Raw genomic sequence first — 23109 nt, forward strand, 5'->3', positions numbered from 1 at the left:
ACACTTTAGGAAGAGTCATGAATACCGAACTGGAAAGCCTGGCGGGTAGCCTGTGGCGGGATTTCGATCGGCCCGATGTCTGGTGGCAGATCGGATTGCTGGTGGCTTGTTTGCTGCTGGCGGCTTTATTTGCCCGGGCACTGCGCGCCCATCCGGCTTTCGGCGTGGGGGAAGTGGGACGGGGGGGCATGCAGCGCCTGGCTTTTCCCCTGGCGGCCCTGGTATTGGTGCTGATCGGCAGGGCGCTGCTGCGGGGGCAGCACCCGGTGGGACTGCTCTCCCTGGCCGTGCCTCTGCTGCTTTCCCTGGCCGCCATCCGCATGGTGTTCTATGTGCTGAGGCTCAGCTTCAGTACCGCCCGCTGGCTGGGAACCTTCGAGCGCCTTTTTGCCTTCTGCGCTTGGACCCTGGTGGCGCTCCATGTGCTGGGACTGTTGCCGCAAATGGTGGGGCTGCTGGAGGAGGTGAGCTTCACCGTGGGCCGGCAGCGGCTCAATCTCTGGCTGGTGGCCCAGGGGGCTGCCACAGTGGTGGTGGCGCTGCTGGTGGCCCTCTGGCTGGGCGGGCTGGTGGAAGGGCGCCTGGCCCGGGTGGAGGGGCTGGATCGCAACCTGCGGGTGGTATTCACCCGCCTGTCCCGGGCCTTGCTGCTGCTGGTGGCGGTGCTGATCAGCCTGCCCCTGGTGGGGATCGACCTGACCACCCTGTCGGTCTTTGGCGGCGCCCTGGGGGTGGGACTGGGCTTTGGTTTGCAGAAGATCGCAGCCAACTATGTGTCTGGCTTCATCATCCTGCTGGACCGTTCGATACGCATCGGCAATGTCATCGCCGTGGGGCCTGATCGGGGCCAGGTGACCCAGATCACCACCCGTTACACGGTGCTCAAGGGCGTGACCGGCGTGGAGGCCATCGTGCCCAACGAGGTGCTGGTGAGCTCCGTGGTCCAGAACGAGTCCTACACGGACCGCAAGGTGCGGATCAGCCTGCCGGTGCAGGTGGCCTACGCCAGCGACCTGGAACGGGTGCTGGCGCTGCTGGAAGAGGTGGCCCGTGCCCAGTCCAGGGTGCTGGCCGACCCGCCGCCCCAGGCCCTGGTACAGGCTTTCGCCGATTCCGGCATCGACCTGGAACTGGGCTTCTGGATTCGGGACCCGGAAGCGGGAAGCGGCGGTCTCCGTTCCGACATCAATCTGGCCATCTGGCGTGCCTTCAAGGTCGAGGGCATCGAGATTCCCTATCCCCGGCGGGAGGTCAGGCTGATTAGTCAGGAATCGGTTAAGTAAGCACCGAGCAAGTCCCAATGCGTCATTCCGGCGAACGCCGGAATCCAGGAAATTCAACGCACTGGACACCGGCCTTCGCCGGTGTGACGGACTTAATCAGTGTTCAGTCGTCTCCCCCGTGAGAGGGAGCTTGGCCTGTCCTGAGCCCATCGAAGGGGGTGGGCCTTCCTGCTGCTTTTCCGGTTTGCCTGGCTAGGGAGCCGTAAACGGAAAAGGCCCGCCGGAGCGGGCCTTGTGCAAGGCTGTAATCGATCAGGCGCAATTACTTGAGCTTGATTTCCTTGTACAGCACATGCTTGCGCACCTTCGGATCGAATTTCATGAATTCGAGCTTCTCGGGCGTGGTCTTCTTGTTCTTGTTCGTGGTGTAGAAATGGCCGGTACCCGCAGTGGATTCCAGCTTGATCTTCTCGCGGCCGCCTTTAGCCATGATGATTCTCCGTCAGGTTAGACCGCTTCGCCGCGGGCACGCAGCTCGGCGAGGACAGTTTCGATGCCCTTCTTGTCGATGGTGCGCAGTCCGGCGTTGGAAACGCGCAGACGCACGAAGCGGCTTTCGGATTCGATCCAGAAGCGGCGGCTCTGCAGGTTGGGCAGGAAGCGGCGCTTGGTCTTGTTGTTGGCGTGGGACACATTGTTTCCCACCATCGGGGCCTTACCCGTCACTTGGCAAACGCGGGACATTTGAGTTGCTCCAGTCAGTCGATTACAGCAAAGCCGGGCATTCTATACGAGACCCCAAAAGTAATTCAAGTGTTTTGTCGGACTGAGGAGCAGACCCTTGATGGATGAAAGTATCGACGAGTGGCTGTCGAGCGTAGCGAGCCAATACAGTAGCCCCGCCCTGGGGCGGGGATGGGGGTGGGGGCGTTCAATTGGCCTTTGCGCGTTTTGGCCTTTGCGCGTTTTCATCCTCGGGGGTGGTGCATGGCAACCATGCGCGTTAGATCAGTCCCCGCTCGGCGAAGGAGAGGATGGCGTGGGGGCCGGCCACCACCAGATGATCCACCAGCCGCACCTCCACCAGGGCCAGGGCTTCGCTCAGACTGCGGGTGAGCATTTCGTCGGCCCGGGAGGGTTCGGCGGCGCCCGAGGGGTGGTTATGGACCAGCACCACGGCGGCGGCATTGCGGGCCAGGGCCTGCTTGACCACTTCCCTGGGGTAAACGCTGGTCTGGTTGAGGGTGCCCCGAAACAGCTCGTCGTAGTCGATCAGGTGGTTCTGGCTGTCCAGCCAGAGGGCGCCGAAGACTTCGTGGGGCAGGTTGCCCAGCTTGAGCCGCAGCCAGTCCCGCACCTGGTCGGGAGAACCGAGCAGGTCCCGCCCATGGGCCTCCTCCCCCAGGGTGCGGCGGGCCAGCTCCATCACCGCCGCCAGTTGGGCCGCCTTGGCCGGCCCCAGGCCGGGGCGGCGCGCCAGTTCGCGGGCGGGGGCGGCGGCCAGGGCCGAGAGCCGGTTGCCGTATCCGGTCAATAGATCCCGGGCCAGGTCCACGGCGCTCTTGCCCCGTATCCCGGTGCGCAGGAAGATGGCCAGCAGTTCCGCATCGGAAAGGGCGGCGGGCCCCTGGTTCAGCAGGCGTTCCCGGGGGCGCTCCGCCCTGGGCCAGTCAGAAATCGACATAGTAGAATCTCCGGACCAGACAACGAGGTATTCTAACGTCATGAATCGGACTGTGGCGCAGTTGCAGGGCAGACGCATCGTGCTGGGCATTACCGGCGGCGTGGCGGCCTACAAGGCGGCGGAACTGGCCCGCCTGCTGGTCAAGGCCGGCGCGGTGGTGGACACGGTGCTGACCGAGGCCGGCACCCGTTTCGTCGGTCCCCAGACCTTCCAGGCCATTTGCGGTCGTCCCGTATGGACCGCCCTCTGGGATGACCGCATGGCCAACGGCATGGCCCACATCGACCTGACCCGGGGCGCCGACGCCCTGGTGGTGGTGCCCGCCACGGCGGATTTCCTGGCCAAGCTGGCCCAGGGCCTGGCCGGCGACCTGCTTTCCACCCTGGCCCTGGCCCGGGATTGCCCCCTGCTGGCGGCCCCGGCCATGAACCGGCAGATGTGGGAAAACCCCGCCACCCGGCGCAATGTGGCCCAGTTGCGGGCCGACGGCGTGACCCTGCTGGGGCCGGCCTGGGGCGAGCAGGCCTGCGGCGAGGTGGGGGAGGGCCGCATGCTGGAGGCCGCCGAGATCTTCGACGACCTGGTGGCCTTCTTCCAGCTCAAGCCCCTGGCGGGCAAGCGGGTGCTGATGACCGCCGGCCCCACCTTCGAGCCCCTGGACCCGGTGCGGGGCATCACCAATTCCAGCTCCGGCAAGATGGGCTTCGCCCTGGCCCGGGCCTGCGCCGAGGCCGGCGCCCAGGTCACCCTGGTGGCCGGTCCCTGTCCCCAGCCCACCCCCCGCGGCGTCACCCGGCTCGATGTGGTCAGCGCCCTGGACATGCGGAATGCGGTGCTGGCCCAAATGCCGGGTCAGGACGTGTTCATCGCCGTGGCGGCGGTGGCCGACTACCGCCCGGTCCAGGCCGCCGACCACAAGATCAAGAAGACTGGCGCACAACTGACGATCGAGCTGACCCCCAATCCGGACATCCTGGCCGAGGTGGCGGCCCTGCCGAATCCGCCCTTCTGCGTCGGCTTCGCTGCCGAGAGCCGGGACCTGGCTACCTATGCCGAGGGCAAGCGTCAGGCCAAGAAGCTGTCCCTGGTGGTGGGCAACCTGGTCCAGGACGGCCTGGGGGGCGACCGCAACGCCGTCACCCTGTTCGACGCCGCCGGTGCCCATCCCCTGCCGGAAGCCGACAAGCTCACCGTGGCCCGGGGCATCGTCGCCCATCTGGCCAAGCTGTTGTAGAAGGAGCCCCGCCGCCGGGCCGCCCCAAGGCGGGGCAGCCAGGATCGGGGAGCGTAGCGAACCAAAGTCACCCCTTTCCTTGGGAAAGGGGTTGGGGGAAAGGCCCCAAGGAGCCCCGCCGCCGGGCCGCCCCAAGGCGGGGCAGCCAGGATCGGGGAGCGTAGCGAACCAAAGTCACCCCTTTCCTTGGGAAAGGGGCTGGGGGAAAGGCCCATATATGCACCACATCGACGTCAAGATCCTCGACTCCCGGCTGCGGGATACCCCTCCCCATTACGCCACGCCCGGTTCGGCAGGCCTGGACCTGCGGGCCTGCATCGAGTCCCCCCTGAAGATACATCCCGGCGAGACCCATCTGGTGCCCACCGGCATCGCCATCCATCTGGCCGATCCGGGCCTGGCGGCGATGATCCTGCCCCGCTCCGGCCTGGGCCACAAGCATGGCATCGTGCTGGGCAATCTGGTGGGCCTGATCGACTCCGACTACCAGGGCGAAATTTTCGTTTCCACCTGGAATCGGGGCAAGGAGACGTTCACCCTCAATCCCCTGGACCGGCTGGCCCAACTGGTGGTGGTGCCGGTGATGCAGGTGGGCTTCAACGTGGTGGATGAGTTCACCGAGAGCGACCGGGGAGCCGGCGGCTTCGGTAGCACCGGGCACGGCTAGGGACACGCCGATTAAGTCCGTCACACCGGCGAATGCCGGTGTCCAGTATGTTGATTTTCCTGGATTCCGGCGTTCGCCGGAATGACGCTGAACACTCCTCCACTCCCGTTCCACGGCCTGCTTCGCGCAATCCCGCCTATGCCCCCTTTCTGGGGCGGGGCTGCTCATCGGCGCGCTGCGTTCGACGGTCGCGATCGGGGCCGTTGATGCTTCTGCACGCCTAATCCATCACCGCAGCTCCTGCCGGATTCGGTCTAAGCTGAAACCGGAAGGAGATGTGTCATGGATGATCGCCGCACTGTGGGGGTTGGCATCACTGAGGCCGAGATAATGGATATCGGCCTTGCGCTCCATTGCCGCGCTGCCTCTTCCACGCCCCGCCTCTACCGGGGGCTGTTGGGCCGTCTGCTGCGGCGGACCATGGAGGACGAGGGCGTCCGTCATGCCCTGTTCCAGTTCATCGACACCCTGCCGCGCCTGAGTCGCGGGCGGGATATCGGCGCCCACCTGGGGGCCTATCTCGATCAGGCCGGCGCCGCCGGCTGGCCCCGGGCCTTGCTGCGCCTGGGAGAACAACCCCTGTTGGCGCCCCTGGTGAAATGGCAGACCGGCCGCTGGGGCAGGCAACTGCTCTGTCCCGAGAACGCCCGCGCCCTGGGCCGGGTGATCGGTGCGTTGGCGCCGGCCCGGACCAGTTTCGATGCGGTGGGCGAGGCGGTGCTGACCGAGGCGGAGGCCGACGCCTATCTGGCCCGCAACCTGGCCCTGCTGGAATGGCAGGCGGCGGCGGGCGTCACGCCCCATCTCTCGCTGAAGCTCACGGCTCTGTCCCCCCGTTGCGATCCCTTGGACCCGGCCGGCAGCCGTCGCGCCGTGTTCTCCCGCCTGGAGCCCCTGATGGCGGCGGTGGAGCGCCATGGGGCCGGACTGACGGTGGATATGGAACAGCACGAACTGAAGCCCCTGCTTCAAGACCTGTTCCTCGCCATGCTGGAAGCCTGGCCCGGGGAGCGCTGGCAGCCCGCCATCGCCTTGCAGGCCTATGGGCCGGACGCCGAGTCCGATCTGTCCCGGCTGCTGGCCGCCGGCCAGCGCCAGGGCCGGCGCATCGGTGTGCGTCTGGTGAAGGGGGCCTACTGGGATCAGGAACGGGCCTGGGCTGCCCAGCGGGGCTGGTCGGCGCCGGTGTTCGCCGACAAGGCCGCCACCGATGCCTGTTTTGAAAACCTCACCGGCGAGTTGCTGCGCAGACACGACAGCCTTTACCCGGCCATCGCCAGCCACAACCTGCGCAGCCAGGCGGTGGCCCTGGCCTGGGTGCGGCACCTGGGCCTGGCGCCGGAGTGTTGGGAGGTCCAGATGCTCTACGGCATGGGCGAACCCCTGCGCGACGCCCTGGCGGCGGAAGGCGTGCCCTTGCGCATCTACGTGCCCACCGGGGACCTGATCGGCGGCATGGCCTACCTGATCCGTCGCCTGCTGGAAAACACCGCCCAGGAATCGGTGCTGCGCCAGACCTATGTGGCCGGCGCCGATGCGACGCAGTTGCTGAGCCCGCCCCGGCTGGCCGCCAAGGAAGCATCGACCGTCGCTGCGCCGGGCTTCGCCAACGCGCCCCTGCTGGACTTCAGTCGTCCCGAGCCGGTGGCGGCCATGGTCCAGGCCCTGGCGGAGCTGCGGGCTGGGCCGGAACTCGAAATCGCCCCCGATACCCCTGTCCATGAAGTGCGCAACCCGGCCGCGCCGGAGCAGGTGCTGGCCCGCTTCCCCCTGGCCGACCCAGCCCAGGGCGAGGCTGCCGTGGCCCGGGCCCTGGCGGCCTTTGCCGGCTGGCGCGCCACTCCGGCGGCCCAGCGGGCGACCTGCCTGCGCCGGGCAGCAGCCGCGATGCTGGCCGAGCGCCACCACCTGGCCGCCCTGATGGTGTTGAGCGTGGGCAAGAACTGGCGCGAGGCCGACGGCGACGTGGCCGAGGCGGTGGACTTCCTCAACTACTACGCCGATGCCATGGAGGCCCTGGCCGGCTGGTGGGACACGATCTCCTTCCCCGGCGAGGCCAACCGCCTGGGCTACGAGCCCCGGGGGCCGGCCCTGGTGATCGCTCCCTGGAACTTCCCCCTGGCCATCCTCACCGGCATGGCCGCCGCGGCCCTGGTGGCGGGCAATCCGGTGATCCTCAAGCCCTCCCGTCCCGGCCTGCTGCTGGGCCAGGCCCTGCACCGCCTGCTGTTGGAGGCCGGCGTGCCGGCGGACGCCTGCCAGTTGCTGCCGGCCACAGGAGCCGTGACCGAGGCCCTGGCCGGCCATCCCGACATCGCCATCATCGCCTTCACCGGCTCCCGGGAAACCGGGTTGGGCCTGCTCCAGGCCGCCCACCGGCCGGTGCCCGGCCAATACCAGATCAAGCAGGTGGTCTGCGAGCTGGGGGGCAAGAATGCCATCGTCGTGGATAGCGACGCGGACCTGGACGAAGCGGTGCCCGCCATCGTCGCCTCGGCCTTCGGTTATCAGGGACAGAAGTGTTCCGCCTGCTCGCGCCTGATCGTGGTGGGGGACGAGGCCGCCGCCGAGGCCGTGGCCCGGCGCGTGGCCGACGCCCTGGCGGTCTGGTCCTGGGGGCCGCCGGAAGACCCGGCCCAGGTCTTCGGGCCGATGATCAGCGCCGAGGCCCGGGATAAGACCCTGGAATACATCGCCATCGGTCGCCAGGAAGGGCGGTTGCTCTATCAGGGGGCGGTGCCCGGAGAGGGCTGGTACGCGCCCCCCTGCATCTTCACCGGCATCCAGCCCCATCACCGGCTGGCCCGGGAGGAAATTTTCGGCCCGGTGCTGGCGGTGCTGGCGGCGCCGGATTTCCCCGCTGCCCTGAAGCTGGCCCAGGCAGTGGACTACGGTCTCACCGGCGGCGTGTTCTCCCGCCTGCCGGCCCACCTGGCCCTGGCGGCCCGGGAATTCCGCGTCGGCGATCTGTACCTGAACCGCAAGATCACCGGTGCACGGGTCGGCGCCCAGCCCTTCGGCGGCACCCGCCTGTCGGGCACGGGCATCCAGGCCGGTGGGCCGGATTATCTGAAGCAGTTCCTGTGGACCCGGGTGGTGAGCGAGAACACCCAGCGCCATGGCTACATCGGCGCCCGCTCCACCCTGGATTCCGGGGAGGCATCATGGACCTGAACCTGCAAGCCCTGCGCGCCCTGGGCGTGGCCAGTGCCCAGGGCATCGCCCACGGCCGGCTCGGGCCGGGCACGGCGGCGGCGCCGACCCGGCTGGTCCAGGCGGACTTGCTCTCGGCCCTGCGCCGGGGCGGCCTGCGGGCCCGCTGGCGCAGCGCAGCCGCGGGGGGGCTGCTGACGCCCGCGCCGGGAAGCCTGCTGCCCGAACTGTTGGCGGACCTGGCTGAGGCCGTGGAAGAGACCCTGGCGGCGGGGCAGACGCCCCTGGTGCTGGGGGGCGACCACAGCATCGCCGTGGGCACCTGGCGCGGCGTCGCCCGCTGGTGCCGGCAACAGAACCTGACACCGGGCCTGATCTGGGTGGACGCCCATCTGGATGCCCACACGCCCGCCACCACGCCCTCCGGCAACTGCCATGGCATGCCCCTGGCGGCCCTGCTGGGCGAGGGCGGGGAGTGGGCCGGACAGGTGGGGGCGGTGCTGGACCCTCGCCGCCTCTGCGTGGTGGGTGCCCATTCCTTCGAGGCTGAGGAAGCGGCGCTGCTGACCCGCCATGGTGTGCGGGTGTTCACTCTGGAGGAAGTCCGGCGCCGGGGCCTGTCCAAGGTATGGGCCGAGGCCCTGGCCATCGCCGGCACGCCCTTCGGTGTCAGTCTGGATCTGGATGCCCTGGACAGCGCCCAGTTACCGGCCGTCAGCACGCCGGCTGGTCCCGGCCTGAACCTGGGGGAACTATCGGCGGCCTGGCGCGGCCTGCTGCGCCAGCCGGGCCTCCTGGGCCTGGAGATCGTTGAATATGACCCGGGCCGGGATGGCGACGGCACCACCCTGGCCGCCCTGGACAGCCTGCTGGAAGCGGCCGCCCTGCCCGACGGCACCGGTCTGATGACCCTGGAGCACAGCCACGGCGCCCGCAATTACGCTCCCCTGCCGGTGGTGCTGCGGGGGGGCGAGGGCTGCTGGCTCTGGGACAGCGCCGGCCACCGCTACCTGGACATGATGAGCGCCTACTCGGCGGTCAGCCTGGGCCATGGCCATCCGCGTCTGGTGGCGGCCCTGGAGCGCCAGGTGAGGCGCCTGGCGGTGACCTCCCGGGCCTATTACAACGAACGGCTGCCCCTGTTGCTGGAGCGGCTCTGCCAGTTGTTCGGCTACGAGCGGGCGCTGCCGGTGAACACCGGCCTGGAGGCGGTGGAAACCGCCCTCAAGGCGGCGCGCAAATGGGCCTACCAGGTCAAGGGCGTTGCCCCGGAACGGGCGGAAATCATCGCCTGCGACGGCAACTTCCATGGCCGCTCCATCACCATCGTCGGCCTTTCCTCCGAGGCGCAATATCGGGAGGGCTTCGGCCCCTTCCCGCCGGGCCTGCGTCGCGTTCCCTATGGCGATGCGGCGGCCCTGGAGGCGGCCATCGGCCCCGACACGGCGGCCTTCCTGGTGGAACCGATCCAGGGCGAGGGCGGGGTGGTGCTGCCCCCCGCCGGCTATCTGGAGGCCTGCGCCGAGATATGCAAACGCCACCATGTCCTGCTGATCTGCGACGAGGTGCAGACCGGCCTGGGCCGCACCGGCGCCTGGCTGGCCTGCCAGCACGAGGGCGTGCGCCCGGACGGCGTGATCCTGGGCAAGGCCCTGGGCGGCGGGCTGCTGCCGGTCTCAGCCTTCCTCGCCGACCGGGCCGTGATGGACGTGTTCCGCCCCGGCGACCACGGCAGCACCTTCGGCGGCAATTCCCTGGCCGCCACGGTGGCCCTGGAGGCCCTCAACGTGATCGAGGAGGAGGGCCTGGTGGAGCGCTCGGCCCGCCTGGGCCGGCATTTCCTGGCCGGGCTGCAAGCCCTGGATTCCCCGGCGATCCGCCAGGTGCGGGGCCGGGGCCTGTTCATCGGCGTGGAACTGGTGCCGGAAATCGATGCCCGCACCCTCTGCCTGCGCCTGCTGGAAGCGGGCATCCTGACCAAGGACACCCACCAGACCGTGATCCGCCTCGCCCCGCCCCTGGTGATCACCGAGGCCCAACTGGACTGGGCACTGGCGCGTATTGCACGGGTGCTGGGGAGTCGCTGAGTTCCGGTCTCTTGCTCTTACAGTTCGTAGGTCGGGTGTTCTGTTCTTGTCTGGAATCGGCCCAGACTGTGTAAAAACAAGGAACTTATAGCGCTCTGCGCCTATCCATGCAATAGGCATCTTCGGAGTGATTAGATGAAGCGATTCATAGAAGGCGAGAGCAGGACGCAAAGTACGTTGTTGCCGGAAGTTCTGGACGACTATATTGCCGAAGCGAATTCGGTTCGAGTCGTCGATGTCTTTGTTGATGAACTTAATCTGGGGCAAATGGGGTTTGAAGGTGTCGAGCCAGCGGCCACAGGGCGGCCGGCCTACGTTCTTCTCAAGCTCTACATCTACGGCTATCTCAATCGGATTCAATCCAGCCGGCGCCTAGAACGGGAGGCACAACGCAACGTCGAACTGATGTGGCTGACCGGGCGACTGACACCGGATCACAAGACCATTGCCAATTTCCGCAAGGAGAACGGCAAGGCCATCCGAAGCGTCTGCCGCCAATTTGTTGTCCTGTGCCAGCGACTGGGTCTTTTCTCCGAGGCGCTGGTGGCCATCGACGGTAGTAAGTTCAAGGCCGTCAATAACCGAGACAGAAACTTTACTGCCGCCAAGCTTCAACGACGAATGCAAGAGATTGAAGCCAGCATTGAGCGCTATCTGGTCGAGATGGATACGGCAGATCGCCAGGAACCCGCCATTGCCGAAGCCAAGACAGCACGGCTCAAGGACAAGATCGTTGCTTTAAAGGAGCAGATGAAGAAGCTCAAGGCCATCGAGGCAGAACTGAAGGAGGCACCTGATCAGCAGCTATCCCTGACCGACCCGGATGCCCGATCCATGAAGACGCGAGGCACGGGGATCGTAGGCTACAACGTACAGACTGCCGTTGATGCCAGGCACCATCTGATCGTTGCCCACGAAGTCACCAACGATGGCCTTGATCGCAGACAGCTGACCTCTATGGCAAAGCAAGCACGGATGGCCATCGGTAGTGAAACTCTCACCGTCATTGCAGATCGGGGATATTTCAGGGGCGAGGAAATCCTCGCTTGCCAAGGAGCCGGGATCAAGGCCATTGTTCCCAAAACACATACATCGGCAGCCAAGGCTGAGGGACGATTCGACAAGGCCGACTTCATCTATGACGCATCAGCCAATGAGTACTGCTGCCCGGCAGAACAGCGCCTTGTCTGGCGCTTTGCCCGTGTCGAAGGCGGCCTGATGATGAACCGTTACTGGAGTTCAGCTTGTCCGACTTGTGCCATCAAGGGGCAATGCACGCCGAGTGACTATCGTCGCGTGAGCCGCTGGGAACATCAGGCAGTGCTGGATGACATGGAGCGGCGTCTTGATCTTGCACCAGACAGCATGCGCATTCGTCGGCAAACTGTCGAACACCCCTTCGGGACAATCAAATCATGGATGGGTAGTGCACATTTCCTGACAAAGACACTTGATCACGTCAGTACAGAAATGAGCCTACATGTTCTCGCCTACAACCTGAAACGAATGATGAAAATCATAGGTAATGGAACACTGATGGCGGCGATGAGAGCCTGATAATGGCCTTGCCCAAACTAGTCAGTCAATTTCCGGAAGCCGCCGCAACTATTCTGAAAACTGTCGAGCAATACGCACCCAGTTCACAAATCTCTAGAGCGTTTTTACACAGTCTGGGCCATGAGCGGACCTAGCCCCCAATGCCCAGATTGAAGACATTCCGGCGCTGGATCAGTATGCCAATGGCTTGGATTGCTGATTTTTATCGTAATTTAATGGTGCTGATATATTGGGTCATGTTCTGCAATGCTTGTCGCCATCCGCGTCTGCATTAATATGACGATCCAGAGTTATGGAACAGTGCCTGGAGTCAGGGCGAAAAACTGCTCCCTATACCAAGTTAGGCTTAATTTCGTCGATCAGGAGTCACTCTGTGACCACATTTGTTGAGTTGCTTGATTCCTTAAAGGACGAGCTACACGCTCGATACAGGAGTGCCTTCTGGGGAACATCTCTCATTGCCATCCTGGCAGTCCATTGGAAGATCGTTGTCTTTCTTGTTATCGAGAAGCCTAGTGCTACGGCGGCAATTGCGTTCGTGGAAGCAAACGCAACGACCATGAGCATTGCAGGAGCATTTTGCTTCGCCGCACTCTACGTTACGATTTTTCCGTGGATTGAGTATTGGCTATCGAAAGTTTCTTCTTACGGCATTCGCGCACGCAACGACTTTCAATTTCGTGAGAGGGAGCGTAATAACAATCGTCGGAAAATTATCGCCCAGTCTGAAGAAAGCATCATTGGCTTAGAAGCAAAAAACAAGGAAGAGCAAGCGCGGCTTTCCGATGTCAAGCTCGCCAATAGTTACCAGGAATTGCTTTCTGGTGAATACTTCACCCGCTGGCTCAAGGATGTCAAAAATGGGGCAATCAATTCATCTCTCATCAACTCCATTGTTAACTACCTAAACAAGTATGACTCCATTGAGGGGCGCTTCATTGACGCTGACATAGCTCGAATTCATCAGCAATTTGTTGAGGCACTTTCGACATTGCATTCTGCTATCAGCGACACTCGGCATCACAACGACATTGCGAAACAAGCTGACCTAATCAGATTCGCCGATGGGGCTTTAAAGGAGCATCAGAACTATCGCCAGCTCGTTCGCAGCAAATTGGGAGTATGAAATGCCGGCCTAAAATTCGTTCTAGAGGAATCGTCGAGAAGCCGCGCTTCTCGATTTCCTACGCGGCTGCGGCGGTCCCTCAACTCAAAAATTAAGCGCTAGGAGTCCGAACTTGAGGAACTACAAAGGTCTCTTTTTTCTATTCGCCGCAGTCGTTCTTATTCAGGTCGTTCTTGGTTGCGTCATTTCAATGCAGTTCAGCAGTTGGCCAGAACGTGGGACGTTTGGAGATATGTTTGGCGCAGTCAATACCCTATTTTCTGGGCTGGCTTTTGCAGGTGTCATCTACGCGATATTTCTCCAGAGCAAAGAACTTGAGCTTCAACGGCAGGAGTTGGAACTGACGCGAAATGAACTATCAAAATCGGCGTCAGCTCAGGCGGAGCAGGCTAGACTTATGCTGCATACGGCAAAGATCAATGCCGTTAGCTCTAAGCTTGATACATACACAACACTAATGGTGAATAAGAGATCAGTCCCTGGAGGTGAAGAGGTAGTCGCACGAAACCATGTCGGCGAGACTCTTAAGCAACTGGAAGCTTTACTTGATGAATTCGCATAACCTTACAGTCGACACCGGCCTTGCGCATGAAGCGGCACAACGCCGGTTACCCTCCACGTTCCCCAATGTCTGCTTACTGAGATTCCGACCGGCAGCAGTGGGTTGGGAAGAGTACTACAGCCATGATGCATTTATCATTAGACTGCCACCGGCCAAGAACGGACGTCACGCAATATGCACATCCGACCACTCACAGTGGGGGCTAGTGTTGATGGGTTTTTAGGAGTCATGTTCAATCTAGACAAGAAGAATCACAACGGAGTGTTGATATTCCGATTGATTCACGTCAGAGTGCGAGAATGAAGATATTTCTTCTACAGCTTCGTTAGCACTCTCAAAAGACATAAGTGACTCGCCATGCGTAAAGCGCGACTTATCTATCTTCTTCTCCTCACCATATTTGTCCCGATACTTTCGGTAGCAGCCGATCCGGCTACTATGTCGAATATTGTTGGGCGATGGAACGATTCCGAGACCCGCTCTGGAGAGGAATTTATGTTCTATAGCACTGGTAGTTTCGCCTTGACGTTCCCACGTACAGACGTACCGGTCACTAAACGCCTTGATGGCGCCTACCAACTCGGCAGCAACACTTGCAACGTCGGTGATGCCAATGGCAATCTGTGGATAGTAACTGGCTCCATACGCTGTTGCTACGATGCGTACTTTCTAGCCGATGTTCTAGTCCTTGACATTGTTGGAAAAACTTTGGGTACTGGAGGTATGTGCAAAGCGCGTACTTTAAAGAAGCAGCTCTCTCGGAAGGTAGGCGCAAGTTGAGCAGACGAAAACAATACGAGCAAAGAACCGAACTTGAGCGGATCGAATCTCAGTGGAAAAAAATGACTGGTCTTCACACTCGAGAAGAATGGTCTGCTGCTGTCGTTAGGGCCGCTACTGCTGCGGAGATTTCTGCCAATCTTGCCATTCGTCGAGAGTTTTCTACGCGAAGTCAGTTTGACGAGAAACTAGTGAACAGTTTCCTTAAGTGGGCGAACGGGCTTGACGGGAAAATGAGCAAACTGTTACTTCCGCTACTTGAAGGTCAAGAGCACCATGCTGCCGTTAGTCGACTCTACAGGTTGGCAAAGGCAGTCAATGAAAAAAGAAACGCTATTGCCCATCGTGGTGAATTCTGCAACGAGGCGGAGGCTTCGGCTGTCGTTGCCAAGTCGAAAGAATTCGTACTTGGCCTAGTGCGACTCTATGAACCCAATTTCACTTTACGCGACGAGTGCTAACACTGCCATTCCAGGCCTGCGCGAATAACTGTGCAGTCGTGTGAATTTAGACGTTCCTGAACGTCCGCTTATCCGGCCAGGCTATACCGCTTCGGGTCGATTGTTGAATCTCTCCGAATCAGGAATCTACCGAACAAAATGATTTCCCCCTATACGGCAGGTGAAGCTTTCGCCCTAGGCTGCACCTCTGTTATTGCAATAGCAATCCGACTGAACATGGTCCAACTAGCCCTATTCTCTTACTCGGTTTTACTGGGATTATTTGTCGGGGAAATTATCAGTCTGTACATTCTTGCCGTTCCACTTTGGCTTGCAAGATCATGGATTGATGATAGCCAGATGACATTCAAAGCATACACTCGGCAAGATAAGCTAAATTATCTTAGACGTTTCGAGGAAATAGTTAGTAGCTTATCCCCACGCTGTGTTCACTGCTATGAGCTTTATAGCGGCAGTCGAAGATTAGCGTTGCTTCGGTATCTATTCCACAATAACTCTTGTTCCACATGCGATTTTAGATCTCAGGATCAAGCATTCCGGCCACAACTGGTCACAATCATTGGGACGACATATGTGGTTGTGTCTGGAGGGTTAGAGCCGAAAACGCTTATCGGGCTTTTCCAGCTATGGCTGCTAATTGCGATAGCGTTCATATCTGTGCGTCAGCACTTAGTGCCAAATGTATTAACCTACCCCTTATTATGGGGGAATCTATTGGCTTCTGCATTCGGCCTTGCCGTACCCATTGAAAGCGCAGTTATTGGTGCGGTAGTAGGCTACATGGGTCAATGGCTGATTCTTATCATTAGCCGTTTTACTATCAAGCAGGAACTTGTTGGGTATGGCTCATTCATGGCAGGGGCAGCAATCGGGGCAATGCTTGGGTGGGAGCAAGGCTGCCTAGCCATTGCTTTTGCATACATCCTTAAACTGGGTGAAAACATGGTCAGGTACAGAAAACTATTGGGACCTACTCAGCTTGTTCCGCTAGGACATTGGCTGGTTATGTCTGCTTTGTCTATCGGCATGTTGCATGGCTAATGGAATGCAACAAAACCAGGTTGGTTCGGGCTCGCTGGTCGTCAGAAGCCACGGCTGAGTGCAGGCTTACGTGCAACGGTGAATTGGGCTTGAACATGGATCTTTCTTAGGAATCGGATACCCTAGATAGAGCACAGTGACCTCGACATCATCAGATCAAATGACATCCAACCATGAATACTCTCTTCCGTATTTTGTTTATTCCGGCTCTCCTGCTTCTCTACTACGTCGCCTTTGTAATTGTATTTGGCACAGACAAGCTTCGGGTTGATCGTAACTGCGAGGTACATGGTTTCTTTGGCAACATTGAAGAGGTCATCCTGGGAGATCGCTTTTGGCAGACACAGATTGAGCAAATTGATAGAACTACGGCAAGGCGTGAAGAGGAGTATGTGGCATGGAGAAAAGCAAATGAAAAGCCCATACGTGCTAGAACTTCTATTATTCCGCCAGGTTATAAGACCCCCGCTGAGGAGGATGTGTTTGCCTTGCGTGCAGAAGCTGATCGTATTGAAAGAGAGGAAGACCGCCTAAAAACGGATAGCGCACAAGTCGAGGCTATCCAGCTACTCAAGAACTGTAGGAGCAAAATCGTAGAGACAGTACAACAGTAATTGCAAACGATCATTAACACTCCACTCCACGTTGGGAATAACGGCTTTGGGTCGTGACGTAGCCAAAATGTAGCTACGCTCCAGGAGTACCGCGAAATTACAGCTATCCGAGGCGATAGCTGACGTGGGCGGGCGGTGTTGGATGCTGTTTGTAATGGGCTAATTTGCCTGGCTGATTCTCTTACAATCCGCTCCTCTTCTTCAACGGATTGCCTCCTTGAAAACCCTCAGCCCAGCCGATCTCAATGCCCTGTCCGCCGCCGCCCGCCACTCGCCCCGGCGGCGCATGAACCTCAATCTCCATGGTGATCTGGCCGATCCGGTGCAACGCCTGGCCATTGCCATGGAGCCGGACACGCTGGTCGTGCCCCACCGCCATCCCCAGACCTTTGAATTGCTCCATCCCTTGCGCGGGCGCTTTGTGGTGTTGCACTTCGACGACACCGGCGCGGTGGTGGCGCGCCGCGTGCTGGGGGAGGATGCGGCGATGGTGGAAACCCCGGCCGGGGTCTGGCATGCCGTGCTCTCCCTGGACCCGGGGGGCATCATCTTCGAGGTCAAGCAGGGGCCTTACGTGGCGGTCACCGCCAGGGATTGCCCCTCCTGGGCGCCCTCCGGCGAAGGGGATGAGGCCCGTGCCCTGCTGGGCTGGTTTGCCCAGGCTCGGGTGGGGGATAGGTGGGCGTCATAGCCCTACCTGATTAGCCACGAAACTCAGGCAAGTCATTCCGGGGCCGCGTAGCGGAACCCGGAATCCAGAAACCCCAGCCGTGCGCCTCTGGATTCCGGGTTCTGCCCCCGGATCAGGTCCGGGGCAGGCTCTGACGGGCAGCCCCGGAATGACGACTTCGTGGACGCTGGCTGAACATGGTGGCTAATCAGATGACCCCAAAAAAAGTCCCGCCGGGGAGGGCGGGACAATAGGGAGGGTTCAGAGCCTATTTCAGTAGGGAACGTACCCCGCGTTGTGCTCAGGGCGGGATGAGCGCAAGGCGTCGTGGCGCAGCGAAGGGTTGTTCCCTTCGCAAGCCGCGCAACGCAGCGATCGCCCGCCCTGAACACAACCCGAAGGGCCGCCGGGCTTTGGGCGCGCTGCGGCGTTGTCGGTCGCTGGCATGGAATGACCATGCGGCGCTCCCTCCGCCTTGCATCGCATCCCAAAGTCCGACGGCGCGGGATGCGTTCCCTACTGAAATAGGCTCTTCATGTGCAACAGGGCGAAGACTAGCGCGGCGGACTTTGCCGGGCTGTGACGGTTGGTAACTATTTGTTGCTGCGCCGGTACATCCAGAAGCCTGTGGTCAGGCCCGTGACGGCGACGATGGGCAGGGCCAGCAGGTTCAGGGTGTGCCAGCCGGCGGTGCTGATCATCACGCCGGAGCTGAGGGAAGTCAGGCCCTGCACCGCGAAGACGATGAAGTCGTTGGCGCCCTGGGCCTTGGCCCTTTCCTCGGGGCGGTAGGTTTCGGTGAGCAGGGTGGTGCCGCCGATGAACAGGAAGTTCCAGCCCACGCCCAGCAGGGTCAGGGCCCACCAGAAATGCATCACCGACAGGCCGGAAAAGGCGATGGCGATGCAGGCCAGCATCAGGATGGCTCCCGTCAGCATCACCCGGCCCACACCGAAGCGGCGGATCAGGCCGCCGGTGAAGAAGGAGGGCGCGAACATGCCGATCACATGCCACTCGATGACGAAGGCCACCTCGCTGAAGGGATGGCGGCAGAGGTCCATGGCGATGGGGGTGGCCGTCATCAGCAGATTCATCACCCCATAGCCGGCGGTCGCCGCCAGCAGGGCCACCGCGTAGGCGGGCTGGCTCATGATTGAGCGCAGGGGGCGGCCCCGGGCCTGCTGCTCCTGGGCGGTGAGGGCGGGAATCTCCAGCCGGCTGGCGACGAACAGGGCGATCCCGGCCATGACTGCCAGGGCCAGGTAGGTGGCGGCGAAGGGAGCCTCCATCAGGCCGCGGGTGAGCTTGCCCAGCTCCGGCCCCACCACGCCACCGGCAATGCCGCCGGCCAGGGTGAGGGAAATGGCGCGGCTTTTCCAGGGGATCGGCACCGCGTCGGCCGCCGCGAAGCGGTATTGCTGGCCGAAGGCACCGTAGATGCCGGCACCGAACAGGCCGCCGCAGAGCAGCCAGAACTGGCCCTGAAACGCCGCCTGGGCGCAGATCAGGGCGCTGACCAGGCCGATGGCCGCGCCCAGCATGAAGCCGGCCCGTCGCCCGTGGCGCTTCATGAAATAGGCCGCCGGCAGGGTGGCCAGGGCCGTGCCCACCACCAGGGCCGTGAGCGGCAGGGTGGCCAGGCGCCGGTCTCCCGCCAGGGCCAGGCCCACCAGGCTGCTGACCGCGACCAGGGTCACGCCATTGATCAGCAGCAGGGCCTGGGCCAGGGCGAGAAGGGCGATGTTGCGGGTAGGGGCGCTGGGCTTCATGGTTCTGGGGGCTGTCATCGGTCGGGGGCTATCGCAGGGGCAAGTATCTCCCATTGGCCCCACCCATGAGGGGGAGGTCTCGCTATGATGGGGTGACGAGCAAGCGGGATATGACAGACGATATGAACCAGGGAGAGCGCTTCAATACCTTGAGCCATTTCATCGGCGCCCTGCTGGCGCTGACGGGGTCCGTCGTGCTGGTCATAGTGGCGGCCCAGGGCGGCGATCCCTGGAAAGTGGTGAGTGTTTCCATCTACGGCGTCACGCTGGTGTTGCTCTACAGTTTCTCCACCCTCTATCACGGTCTGACGGGGCGGGCCAAAATCATCCTGCGGGAACTGGACCACCACAGCATCTACCTGCTCATCGCCGGCACCTATACCCCCTTCTGTTTGGTGACCCTGCGGGGTTCCTGGGGCTGGTCCCTGTTCGGGACGGTGTGGGGTCTGGCCGTGCTTGGCAGCCTGCTGGAACTGCGACCCAAGGGCGGCGCCCGGATACTGTCGGTGGTGATCTACGTCGTGATGGGCTGGGCGGCCCTGGCGGCGCTGGTGCCCCTATGGCGGACGCTGGGGCCCGCCGGCTTCACCTGGCTTGCGGCGGGCGGGCTGTTTTATACGGTGGGCATCGTCTTCTATGCCCTCGACAGCCGACTCAAACATGCCCATGGTGTCTGGCATCTGTTCGTCATCGCCGGCAGCGCCGCCCATTACTTCACGATCCTGAGGTATGTGCTGTAAGCCGGATGTTCAGGGACCCTTGGCGAGGGATAGCGGCAAGCGGGCTGACGCCTTCCCTACGGTAGAGCCTCGTAGCCGAAGAAGTAGGGGACCGCACGCTGGTCCAGCAGCAGGCCTCCCTCGCTGGGCAGTTTCCCCAGGCGTTCGTAGTCCTGGGCCGAGAGCCGGCGGATTTTGCGGAAGTCCCGGGCGCGGCTGAACACGCCGTTGCGCCACTGGTAGACCTCGTCCAGCTTCTCCCGGTAGCTGTAGCCGTGGCGGTTGTCGTTGAAATAATCGACAAAGCGGTTGCGGCCCAGGTAGAGGGTGTTGGAGCCTTCATAGCCGGTGTTTTCTCGGCTTCTGGGATCGGTGTTGAGGAGGTAGGCCCAGTCCCCGGGGACGAAGTTCCCGGCGGCCACGCCGTCGATCTGCCTCACCAGTTTTCCCGGCTGGTCCGCGTCGGCCGGATCGAGGTCGGGTTCGAAACGCCACAGGCGCGGGGGTTCGATGTTCACCAGGGGATCGCCGTCGGCCAGTAGCCGCTCCCGCACCAGGGCGGCCCGGCCGGGCGGTGCGGTGCTACGCTCGAAGTACTGGACGATGCCCTGGGCGATGGCCAGCTTGGTGGTGGTATAGCAGCCCAGGCTGTACTTTCCCTGTTGGTCGAAGGCGTTCTGGAGGGCGGCTGCCACGGGGACATGGGGCAGGGGCGTGCCCTTGTCCCAATAGCGCTTGTTCCAGCGGGCCGGGCCGCCGTTGGGCCAGATCCAGTTGAGGTTCTCGGCCCAGGCGACGATGTTCTGCCGCAGACCGATGTGTTCCTTCAGGGCCTCCAGGTTGCAGGCGCTGCCGGCGAACTCGGTGAGGCGGCCATGTTGCATCAGGGCCAGCAGGATTTCCTTTTTCGATACCGTGACTACCTGGCGGGACTTGCCCCCCCGTGTCGGCAGGCTGACAGTTTCCCGGCCGATGCGGAACTCGGGCCGTCGGTGGAGGCTCAGGGTATCGGTGTCCCCGGGCGGCGTGGCCAGAGTGTAGGTGAGCCGTCCCAGGTCCCGTTCCATCTGCCTGAGGATCAGGGCGGGCGCGATGTGAAGGGCCTGGAGGTAGGCTTCCATGCCTGCTTCGACGGAATCAATTTGCGTCGGGTCGCAGGTGAAGCCAAGGCCATCCCGGGCTGCCGCAGGCAATGCCAGGAGCGACAGGAGCGCCAGGGCCAGGGCGAGTATCCGCTTGCGGCCGGGATTCCCGGGGGAGCTGAGGGCAGTGCCCGGGGCGCCGTGGTTCAACTGGCGGTTGGCGCGGCCAACTGGCGTTCGAGGATTTCCATGGTGGCACGGCCCACATAGTCGTCGGCGGCGCCCCGGCTGGCGAAGGCTTCGAGATAGGCGCGGCCGATCATGCGCCCCAGGGGGCGGGGGTTGTAGAGCAGCTTCTTGATGAGGAAGGGATTGAGGGTGAGGGGGTTGTAATCCGCCGGCAGGTAGCCCTCTGCGATCAGCCGTTGCTCGATGGGAGTTTCTGGCTGTACGCCGATGAAAAAGATGAAGGGCAGCACATTCTCCCGGCCGAAGAGTTGGTAGAGCTCGCGGATGTGGGCGATGGTGGCCTGGAGCGTTTCGGAGGTCTCGCCTGGGGCGTTGAGGGGCATGTAGAGCTTGACCTTCTGGTCCCGGTGGCCGGCCTCCTTGAACAGGCGGAAGGCCTCCATCTGCTGATCCAGCTTGTAGCCCAGGGTGAGGCTGTCGATCACTTCCTGGGTGCCGGTGAAGGACAGATCGATGCTTTCCAGCCCGCTTTGCAGCATTTTCCCGGCGAGGTCGGGGGTCAGGTGGTTGAGCCGCAGATAGCCGGTCCAGCGCACCTGGACCTGGCGCGCGATCATTTCGTCGAGGATGGCTTCCACGTGCCGGGTGCTGCGCTTGGTGGAGCAGAACTGGGCATCGGTGAACCAGATGTGCTGGACGCCATAGACCTTGTTCAGGGTCTCCACCTCTTTGGCTACCTCCAGGGGGTCCCGGTAGCGCTGACGGTCCCCCTCGATCTTGTTGTAGAGGCAGAAATGGCACTGGAAGGGACAGCCGCGCTTGGTATGGACGCCGATGGCGCCGCCCAGGTAGTCGCGAAAGCCCGGGAAGATGGATTCGATGTAGCCGAAATCCACGGCAGTCAGCCGGGCCAGGTCGAAGTTTTCCTCGGCCGGCTGATGGGTCAGTACGCCGGCGCTATCCTTGTACCAGTGATGGCCGGCAGGGGCGGTATAGCCATCCACGATGGAAAGCATGGCCTCCTCGCCCTCGCCGACTACAACGACGGTGTCGGGCGGGCATTTCCGGGCCACGTATTTGCCGAAGATCGATACCGCGGTACCCCCCACCACGAGTCGGGCTTCGGGCAGCAGCCGGCGCGCCAGGCGCAGGAAGCCGAAGTTGCGCAGCCGCGCCGCGCCGTAGTCCCAGATGATGCCGATGGCGTCCCAGGCCGCCCGGGCCTTGCGCCACAGGCTGCCGGAGTGGTCGTAGTTCATCACCACTTCCAGGGCGTCGTTTTCCGGATGGGGACCGAAGGTCTGCATGTTGCGCCAGGAGAAGGCCACCACGTCCGGCCGCAGTTCCAGCAGGCGCTGCTTCAGCCGGGCCTGACGCTGGCCCGGCTCGACCAGTGCCAAGTCGAGGATCTCCTGGTGCAGTTCGGGTCGCTGCTTGTGGATAAAGTCGGCCAGATACACCACGCCACCGGGCCATATCTTCCACACGGGCAGGCGTACATACAGGATGGTGCGAACGCTTCTTGTCATGGGGGGAGTCTATTCAGTTCGATGGCCGGCCGTCCAGTGCCCATTCACCCCATGGCCAGGGCAACTGCGTTTCTGGGGCGTCCCCATGGGACAATACGCCCATGAGCGCATGCAAGGACAACAATGAAGAGATCGGAACCACGGCCATATCGTGCTCGGACTGTGCAGCCTGCTGCTGTCGGCTGGAGGTCTTGCTGATCGGCGATGATGGGGTTCCGGACCAATTCACCGTCGAGAACCGGTGGGGGGGCTGGGTGATGCGGCGCTTGGAAGATGGCTGGTGCGCGGCCCTGGATCGTACCACCATGGGCTGTACCATCTACGAGCAGCGGCCGGACATCTGCCGCGATTTTCCGATGGGAGGCGAGGATTGTCTCGAGCAACGCTCGCGGCCGGTGCGGTGGTGATAATGAGTGAAAAGCCCATGACTTACGAAGAATATCTCGACGAGGTGACCACCTTGATCACCGAGAAATATGGCCTCGACGACGAGGCGGCGATCCAGATGGTGATGCGCGCCCAGGACGACGAATTCTTTGTCGGACACGACGATGATCCGGCTATCCGCATCCTGGAGCGGGCTCACCAGGATGCCCGGACTGTTTTCAAGAAATACAAGTAACAAGCCCGTGGGTGGCGGCATTGCGCCAGCTACCTCGGTTTTCGAAGCATTCCATCCGGCCCTCGGGGCCATACCAGGAGGCCTCTTGGCTAAACCCAACTATCAATTCGAAAAACGCCAGAGGGATTTGGCAAAGAAGAACAAGCAGGAAGAAAAGCGCCGTCAGAAACTCGCGGGCAAGGCCGCCGCTGATGGGGCGCCGAATCCTCCTTCCACTGACGATGGTGCGGCTCCCCTATCCCCGGACGGTGAGGCTCCTGCGGAAGTCTGAAGGTGGCTGCTACGTCCTCCTGCTCGCTTGCTGAATGGCCTGCCTGGAGGTCAGGAGGGGTTCCGCATA

General features: G+C 62.3%; 21 protein-coding genes and 2 pseudogenes. 17 read left to right on the forward strand and 6 right to left on the reverse strand.

Annotation, left to right across the window (positions count from 1 at the left end):
• Positions 1-17: 17 nt before the first annotated feature.
• On the forward strand, positions 18-1283 hold the full coding sequence (locus tag DENOEST_RS04820; protein ID WP_145772077.1) for a mechanosensitive ion channel family protein: 1266 nt from the start codon (positions 18-20) through the stop codon (positions 1281-1283).
• 262 nt (positions 1284-1545) lie between these two features.
• Here the strand turns inward: DENOEST_RS04820 and rpmG are convergent, their stop codons facing one another.
• From rpmG to radC, 3 genes are all read right to left on the reverse strand, one after another.
• Entirely contained in the window at positions 1546-1713 is a 168-nt protein-coding gene (gene rpmG / locus DENOEST_RS04825) for a 50S ribosomal protein L33 (RefSeq protein WP_145772076.1), read from the reverse strand.
• A gap of 17 nt (positions 1714-1730) precedes the next feature.
• A complete protein-coding gene (gene rpmB / locus DENOEST_RS04830) occupies positions 1731-1967 on the reverse strand; it encodes a 50S ribosomal protein L28 (RefSeq protein ID WP_145772075.1) in 237 nt (78 codons plus the stop codon).
• A gap of 259 nt (positions 1968-2226) precedes the next feature.
• On the reverse strand, positions 2227-2907 hold the full coding sequence (gene radC / locus DENOEST_RS04835) for a RadC family protein (protein WP_145772074.1): 681 nt from the start codon (positions 2905-2907) through the stop codon (positions 2227-2229).
• Between the two features lie 40 nt (positions 2908-2947).
• Between radC and coaBC the strand changes: the two genes are divergently transcribed.
• The 12 genes and pseudogenes from coaBC to DENOEST_RS04890 all read left to right on the forward strand — a co-directional run bounded on the left by coaBC (position 2948) and on the right by DENOEST_RS04890 (position 16880).
• Positions 2948-4141 (forward strand): bifunctional phosphopantothenoylcysteine decarboxylase/phosphopantothenate--cysteine ligase CoaBC, encoded by a 1194-nt coding sequence (coaBC, locus tag DENOEST_RS04840; protein ID WP_197970525.1) that lies wholly within the window; start codon positions 2948-2950, stop codon positions 4139-4141.
• 217 nt (positions 4142-4358) lie between these two features.
• Positions 4359-4808 carry a dUTP diphosphatase gene (gene dut, locus DENOEST_RS04845; protein WP_145772073.1) on the forward strand — a complete coding sequence of 150 codons (450 nt, stop codon included), beginning with the start codon at positions 4359-4361 and terminating at the stop codon, positions 4806-4808.
• Between the two features lie 330 nt (positions 4809-5138).
• Positions 5139-6311 (forward strand): annotated as a pseudogene (locus DENOEST_RS20610) (proline dehydrogenase family protein); the annotation flags it as partial.
• A 228-nt stretch (positions 6312-6539) separates the two neighbouring features.
• Positions 6540-7982, forward strand: a pseudogene (locus DENOEST_RS20615) (aldehyde dehydrogenase family protein); the annotation flags it as partial.
• On the forward strand, positions 7973-10048 hold the full coding sequence (rocD, locus tag DENOEST_RS20470; RefSeq protein WP_145772071.1) for an ornithine--oxo-acid transaminase: 2076 nt from the start codon (positions 7973-7975) through the stop codon (positions 10046-10048). The pseudogene DENOEST_RS20615 and the gene rocD, both read left to right, overlap by 10 nt.
• Positions 10049-10183: 135 nt before the next feature.
• Entirely contained in the window at positions 10184-11605 is a 1422-nt protein-coding gene (locus tag DENOEST_RS04860) for an IS1182 family transposase (RefSeq protein ID WP_145772070.1), read from the forward strand.
• A gap of 373 nt (positions 11606-11978) precedes the next feature.
• Complete coding sequence (locus DENOEST_RS04865; RefSeq protein ID WP_145772164.1) at positions 11979-12731, forward strand: hypothetical protein; 753 nt, start codon at positions 11979-11981, stop codon at positions 12729-12731.
• A gap of 112 nt (positions 12732-12843) precedes the next feature.
• Positions 12844-13293, forward strand: a complete 450-nt coding sequence (locus tag DENOEST_RS04870; protein WP_145772165.1) for a hypothetical protein — start codon at positions 12844-12846, stop codon at positions 13291-13293.
• Positions 13294-14018: 725 nt separating this feature from the next.
• Entirely contained in the window at positions 14019-14534 is a 516-nt protein-coding gene (locus DENOEST_RS04875) for a hypothetical protein (protein ID WP_145772166.1), read from the forward strand.
• Positions 14535-14672: 138 nt separating this feature from the next.
• Positions 14673-15575 carry a prepilin peptidase gene (locus DENOEST_RS04880; RefSeq protein ID WP_145772167.1) on the forward strand — a complete coding sequence of 301 codons (903 nt, stop codon included), beginning with the start codon at positions 14673-14675 and terminating at the stop codon, positions 15573-15575.
• Positions 15576-15748: 173 nt separating this feature from the next.
• The gene (locus DENOEST_RS04885) at positions 15749-16189 is read left to right on the forward strand and encodes a hypothetical protein (protein ID WP_145772168.1); all 441 of its coding nucleotides are present in this window, start codon (positions 15749-15751) and stop codon (positions 16187-16189) included.
• Positions 16190-16406: 217 nt separating this feature from the next.
• Positions 16407-16880, forward strand: a complete 474-nt coding sequence (locus tag DENOEST_RS04890; RefSeq protein WP_145772169.1) for a WbuC family cupin fold metalloprotein — start codon at positions 16407-16409, stop codon at positions 16878-16880.
• 572 nt (positions 16881-17452) lie between these two features.
• On the opposite strand, the gene DENOEST_RS04895 is transcribed toward DENOEST_RS04890, so the two are convergent.
• Complete coding sequence (locus DENOEST_RS04895) at positions 17453-18628, reverse strand: MFS transporter (protein ID WP_145772170.1); 1176 nt, start codon at positions 18626-18628, stop codon at positions 17453-17455.
• Between the two features lie 110 nt (positions 18629-18738).
• On the opposite strand from DENOEST_RS04895, the gene trhA reads away from it, so the two are divergent.
• Positions 18739-19368, forward strand: a complete 630-nt coding sequence (gene trhA / locus DENOEST_RS04900; protein WP_232096443.1) for a PAQR family membrane homeostasis protein TrhA — start codon at positions 18739-18741, stop codon at positions 19366-19368.
• A gap of 56 nt (positions 19369-19424) precedes the next feature.
• Here the strand turns inward: trhA and DENOEST_RS04905 are convergent, their stop codons facing one another.
• Positions 19425-20639, reverse strand: coding sequence for a hypothetical protein (locus tag DENOEST_RS04905; protein ID WP_145772171.1), 1215 nt, complete (start codon positions 20637-20639; stop codon positions 19425-19427).
• Complete coding sequence (locus tag DENOEST_RS04910) at positions 20636-22147, reverse strand: B12-binding domain-containing radical SAM protein (RefSeq protein WP_145772172.1); 1512 nt, start codon at positions 22145-22147, stop codon at positions 20636-20638. Before DENOEST_RS04910 ends, DENOEST_RS04905 begins: the two co-directional genes overlap by 4 nt.
• Positions 22148-22248: 101 nt before the next feature.
• Between DENOEST_RS04910 and DENOEST_RS04915 the strand changes: the two genes are divergently transcribed.
• The 3 genes from DENOEST_RS04915 (at position 22249) to DENOEST_RS04925 (ending at position 23040) form a co-directional block, all read left to right on the forward strand.
• The gene (locus DENOEST_RS04915) at positions 22249-22554 is read left to right on the forward strand and encodes a YkgJ family cysteine cluster protein (protein ID WP_145772173.1); all 306 of its coding nucleotides are present in this window, start codon (positions 22249-22251) and stop codon (positions 22552-22554) included.
• A 17-nt stretch (positions 22555-22571) separates the two neighbouring features.
• Positions 22572-22769, forward strand: a complete 198-nt coding sequence (locus DENOEST_RS04920) for a hypothetical protein (protein ID WP_145772174.1) — start codon at positions 22572-22574, stop codon at positions 22767-22769.
• A gap of 85 nt (positions 22770-22854) precedes the next feature.
• Positions 22855-23040, forward strand: a complete 186-nt coding sequence (locus DENOEST_RS04925; RefSeq protein ID WP_145772175.1) for a hypothetical protein — start codon at positions 22855-22857, stop codon at positions 23038-23040.
• The last annotated feature ends 69 nt before the right edge of the window (positions 23041-23109 follow it).

This window comes from Denitratisoma oestradiolicum, from assembly GCF_902813185.1.
GTDB lineage: Bacteria > Pseudomonadota > Gammaproteobacteria > Burkholderiales > Rhodocyclaceae > Denitratisoma > Denitratisoma oestradiolicum.

What these genes read in the sequence shown, in the direction of transcription:
- DENOEST_RS04820 (WP_145772077.1), top strand. Translation starts at nt 18, where the DNA reads ATGAATACCGAACTGGAAAGCCTGGCGGGTAGCCTGTGGCGGGATTTC.
- rpmG (WP_145772076.1), bottom strand. Translation starts at nt 1,713, where the DNA reads ATGGCTAAAGGCGGCCGCGAGAAGATCAAGCTGGAATCCACTGCGGGT.
- rpmB (WP_145772075.1), bottom strand. Translation starts at nt 1,967, where the DNA reads ATGTCCCGCGTTTGCCAAGTGACGGGTAAGGCCCCGATGGTGGGAAAC.
- radC (WP_145772074.1), bottom strand. Translation starts at nt 2,907, where the DNA reads ATGTCGATTTCTGACTGGCCCAGGGCGGAGCGCCCCCGGGAACGCCTG.
- coaBC (WP_197970525.1), top strand. Translation starts at nt 2,948, where the DNA reads ATGAATCGGACTGTGGCGCAGTTGCAGGGCAGACGCATCGTGCTGGGC.
- dut (WP_145772073.1), top strand. Translation starts at nt 4,359, where the DNA reads ATGCACCACATCGACGTCAAGATCCTCGACTCCCGGCTGCGGGATACC.
- rocD (WP_145772071.1), top strand. Translation starts at nt 7,973, where the DNA reads ATGGACCTGAACCTGCAAGCCCTGCGCGCCCTGGGCGTGGCCAGTGCC.
- DENOEST_RS04860 (WP_145772070.1), top strand. Translation starts at nt 10,184, where the DNA reads ATGAAGCGATTCATAGAAGGCGAGAGCAGGACGCAAAGTACGTTGTTG.
- DENOEST_RS04880 (WP_145772167.1), top strand. Translation starts at nt 14,673, where the DNA reads ATGATTTCCCCCTATACGGCAGGTGAAGCTTTCGCCCTAGGCTGCACC.
- DENOEST_RS04885 (WP_145772168.1), top strand. Translation starts at nt 15,749, where the DNA reads ATGAATACTCTCTTCCGTATTTTGTTTATTCCGGCTCTCCTGCTTCTC.
- DENOEST_RS04895 (WP_145772170.1), bottom strand. Translation starts at nt 18,628, where the DNA reads ATGAAGCCCAGCGCCCCTACCCGCAACATCGCCCTTCTCGCCCTGGCC.
- trhA (WP_232096443.1), top strand. Translation starts at nt 18,739, where the DNA reads ATGACAGACGATATGAACCAGGGAGAGCGCTTCAATACCTTGAGCCAT.
- DENOEST_RS04910 (WP_145772172.1), bottom strand. Translation starts at nt 22,147, where the DNA reads ATGACAAGAAGCGTTCGCACCATCCTGTATGTACGCCTGCCCGTGTGG.
- DENOEST_RS04915 (WP_145772173.1), top strand. Translation starts at nt 22,249, where the DNA reads ATGAGCGCATGCAAGGACAACAATGAAGAGATCGGAACCACGGCCATA.
- DENOEST_RS04920 (WP_145772174.1), top strand. Translation starts at nt 22,572, where the DNA reads ATGACTTACGAAGAATATCTCGACGAGGTGACCACCTTGATCACCGAG.